The sequence below is a fragment of the Mycobacterium sp. genome (genome assembly GCF_039583805.1).
Taxonomy (GTDB): Bacteria; Actinomycetota; Actinomycetes; order Mycobacteriales; family Mycobacteriaceae; genus Mycobacterium.
Window position 1 is genome coordinate 1 of record NZ_JAVKSH010000189.1, and the last position, 2,173, is coordinate 2,173.

The 2,173-nt window shown below is 70.2% G+C and carries 2 protein-coding genes; one reads left to right on the plus strand and one right to left on the minus strand.

From position 1 onward, the window contains the following. Positions 1 to 123 precede the first annotated feature (123 nt). A complete protein-coding gene (locus ABDW21_RS16810; RefSeq protein WP_343603312.1) occupies positions 124 to 786 on the plus strand; it encodes a M15 family metallopeptidase in 663 nt (220 codons plus the stop codon). Positions 787 to 865: 79 nt separating this feature from the next. Here the strand turns inward: ABDW21_RS16810 and ABDW21_RS16815 are convergent, their stop codons facing one another. Beyond that, complete coding sequence (locus ABDW21_RS16815) at positions 866 to 2,086, minus strand: prolyl oligopeptidase family serine peptidase (RefSeq protein ID WP_343603311.1); 1,221 nt, start codon at positions 2,084 to 2,086, stop codon at positions 866 to 868. Positions 2,087 to 2,173 lie beyond the last annotated feature (87 nt).

Genomic DNA, 2,173 nt, shown 5'->3' on the forward strand with positions numbered 1-2,173 from the left:
TGCACCCGGTCGTCGCGGGCGCGGCGATGGGGTTCTCCTCGGTCAGCGTGGTGACCAACTCGCTGCGGCTACGCCGCTTCGGCCGCGACGCGGGACAATATCGGGATGGGTGCCCGGATCGCTATGGCGGCATGGCTCGGCGCTCTGCTGTCGCTGGCGGCGGTCGCCAACTGCGGTAGGGCCGGTGCCGACGTGCCGCCGGTGAGCGCGAAGGCCCAAGCGGCGGGATTCGTCGACGTCCGTAGCGTCGTGCCGGACGCGATCGTCGACCTGCGGTACGCGACGCCCGACAATCTCACCGGCACGCCGCTGTACCCCGCCGGCGCCCGCTGCCTGGTGCACCAGTCCCTGGCGCCCGGCCTCGCCGCCGCCGCCGATGCACTGCGCCGGCAGGGCGACGCGCTCGTCTTCTGGGACTGCTACCGTCCGCACGACGTTCAGGCCCGGATGTTCCAGCTGGTGCCCAACCCCGAGTGGGTCGCGCGGCCCGGCCCGTATGCGCGCAGCCACGTGGCCGGTCGCTCCGTCGATGTCTCGCTCGCGCGCGCCCAGTGCCCGACCCGACAGCCCTGCCTCCTCGACGTGGGAACCGACTTCGACGACTTCACGCCCCGCGCCCACGCATTCGCCTCCGACGGCGTCAGCCCGGACGCCCAGGCGAACCGGGCCCGCCTGCGCGACGCGATGAGCACCGGCGGACTGACGGTGTACCGCGGCGAGTGGTGGCATTTCGACGGGCCCGGCGCCGCCGTCGACCGCCCGATCCCCGACGTGCCCCTCGGCTGAACAGCCGGGTGCGACCGCTGGTGTCGAGTTGTGTCGCGCAGGCCGTCGCGCACACGCTGGTCATCAGGCGTGGCGGGGCTTACCGGGCCGGCTCGCCGAACACGCGATGCAAAAAGGGTGTCGAGTCCGCGATCGAGGCCAGCACCGTGCCGCCGTGGTCTTGGTCGGGGTAGACGTGCAGTTCCACATCCACGTCGGGGTTGTTGGCGGAAAGCTGTTTGTACAAGCTCAGCGTCGATTCCGGAGGCACGTCACGGTCCTGCAGGCCGACGCCGAGGAAAATCGGCCGGTCGTAACCGGTGACCGGCACACCCATGTAGTCATTGAGCGCCTCGGTGGCACCCGGCAGCGAGTTCACCGGCGCACTGAAGAATTCGGTGGGTGAGCTGTTCGCCAGGTCGTGACGGAGCGGCCGGAAGCACACGGTCTGGCTCAGCATGGCCGCCTGCAGGCCCGCCGGAGTCAGGATGCTGTCGATGCCGATATCGGGGCGGGCGTCGCGGAAAGCCGCCAGGATATAGGCAAGGTAGGCGTTGACCGCCGAAACCTCTGCTGGCACTGGGGATTTGGGGCCGGCCTGTGCGACGATCCTTTCGATGTTGACGGCCGATCCCGTGGCTACGACGCCCCGGTAGTCCAAGCCGGTGCCCCGGCTGAACTCGTTGGCCCACCGAGCGGTGTTGACAGCTGCGCCGCCGCCCTGAGACTGCCCGACGATCGCCCACCGCGGTGACAGCGGCAGACCGAGTTGATGCATGGCGACCACCGAGCCGACGACGTCGTGCGGGGTGGAGATGTTGTTGAGGTAGCTCATCAGGCCGGGAGTGCCCAGGCCGGCGTAGTCGGTGGCGGCAATCGCGTAGCCGTCGTCGAGCCAGTGCGACAGGTAGTCGTTGTCGCGTTCGCTGCGCGGCAGCGCCGACGGTGTGCAGTCGTCACCGAGCCCGACCGTGCCGTGCGCCCAGGCGATCACCGGCCAGCCAGTCGCCGGGGGATTGCCGCGGGGCAGGAACACCGCAGCCGTACTCACGCGCGGGTTGTTGTGTTCGTCGAGTGTCGAGTAGATGATGCGGTAGGCCGGGCCGGCGCCGCGCAACGACAACGCCGGATCCAGCGGTACGGAGTCGATGAGCGTCCCGGCCGCCGGCGGGATGAAGCCGTCATACGAGCGGGCGTCCAGACCCGACCAGTTGGGCGCTGCGGCGAGCGCCACCGGCGCCGGCCCGCCCAGGCTGATACCGATCCAGGCCAGCGCCGCGACGGCGGTCGCCGCGCCGCGGGCGCGCTGTCGACATCCCATGTCGGCACGCTAATCGAAGACATGCGCAGCGTGCACAACTATGCGCTGACCGGTGACGGGCCGTGTAGTCACGGGTGCGACCATGCT

Bases quoted from the DNA above. Each gene is read 5' to 3' on its own strand.
- ABDW21_RS16815 (WP_343603311.1), bottom strand. From the start codon at position 2,086: ATGGGATGTCGACAGCGCGCCCGCGGCGCGGCGACCGCCGTCGCGGCG.
- ABDW21_RS16810 (WP_343603312.1), top strand. From the start codon at position 124: ATGGCGGCATGGCTCGGCGCTCTGCTGTCGCTGGCGGCGGTCGCCAAC.